The sequence below is a fragment of the Streptomyces sp. BE20 genome (genome assembly GCF_036322525.1).
Classification (GTDB): Bacteria; Actinomycetota; Actinomycetes; order Streptomycetales; family Streptomycetaceae; genus Kitasatospora.
The window spans coordinates 1-1,505 of record NZ_JAQYWW010000488.1 but is presented as its reverse complement, the minus strand read 5'-3'; the positions used below and the strand labels follow the sequence as shown (position 1 = coordinate 1,505).

General features: G+C 63.1%; 1 protein-coding gene. It reads left to right on the top strand.

The genetic code is table 11. The features are described 5' to 3' along the window. Window positions 1-320 precede the first annotated feature (320 nt). A partial coding sequence (locus PUR61_RS06760) for a reverse transcriptase/maturase family protein (protein WP_329876671.1) occupies window positions 321-1,505 on the top strand: 1,185 nt, incomplete at its 3' end.

The window sequence follows — 1,505 nt, the reverse complement described above, 5'->3', positions numbered from 1 at the left end:
TAGCGGCGCCGACCACCGCCCTGCGGGCGGGTCGGCGCCGCCGGCACCACCAACTGGAACAACTCCCACAACTCGTCCGGCACCAGACGCTCCACGATCGTCACCGGACCAGCCTACAAGCCCAAATGAGACGTCTTCTAAGTCGCGCTATGACGTACGACAGAGACGAACGTGGGATCGCCTAACGGGCGCGAGCCCCAAGGCGACGGAGGCCCCGTAGTAGTCGCCGGATTAACGACCGGCCAAGGAGGACGGGAAAACCGTCTACACGGGCAAAGGGGGCCAGGTGATCGGACGCCCTAACTCGGGAGGTATGCGTAATGCAGAGCGCCGAAACGGTGCTGGGTGTCCTGCGTGACCGTGGCAGGCGTGGCCTGCCGTGTGAGAAACTGTATCGACAGATGTTCAATCCGCAGTTGTATCTGCTGGCCTACGGTCGCATCTACGCCAACAAGGGCGCGATGACTCCCGGGGTCACGCCGGAGACCGTGGACGGTATGTCATTGTGGAAGATCGGCCGCATCGTCGATGCGATGCGTCACGAACGCTACCGATTTCGCCCCGTGCGCCGGGTCCATATCCCGAAGAAACAAACCGGGAAAACCAGGCCGCTTGGCTTGCCGACATGGTCGGACAAACTGGTCGGTGAGGTGGTGCGACTCCTTCTGGAGGCGTACTACGAGCCGACCTTCTCCGATCGCTCCCACGGATTCCGTCCCGGAAAGGGGTGTCACACCGCGCTGCGCGAGGTGGCCAACACCTGGACCGGGGCGAGCTGGTTCGTCGAGGGTGACATCGCCGACTGCTTCGGCAGTCTCGACCATGGAGTGATGCTCCGGGTGCTGGGCGAGAAGGTCCACGATGGCCGGTTCCTGCGGCTGGTGCGCCACATGCTGACAGCCGGATACCTGGAGGACTGGGTCTGGAACGCGACGCTCAGCGGTGCGCCGCAGGGCGTCGTGACTTCCCCGCTCCTGTCCAATATCTACCTGCACAAGTTGGACGCCTTCGTCGAGCAGGTCCTCATGACGGAATACAACCGAGGCAATCTCCGGGCTCGCAACCTGGAGTACCGCCGGGTGGAGTCCGCCATTGCACGAGCCCGCAGGAAAGGCGACCGCACTGAAGTGCGGACGCTCTACAAACGGCTGCACAGTCTCCCCAGCCAGGATCCCAAGGATCCGGGCTACCGGAGACTGCGCTATGTGCGATACGCCGACGACACCCTGTTCGGTTTTGCCGGACCGAAGGCTGAGGCCGAGGAGATCAAACAGCGACTGGCGACGTTTCTGCGTGACGACCTCAAGCTGGAAATGTCCCAGGAAAAGACGCTGATCACCCATGCCCGAACCGGGAGGGCCAGATTCCTCGGCTATGAGATCTCGATCGCCGGCACGAACCGCAGAACAAGAAGGCCGTCCGGAACGGACCGGCGGAACCGGCGATCCCTCAACGGAACGGTCGTCCTGCACGTGCCTCCATCGGTGATCAAAGCCAAGAGCGCC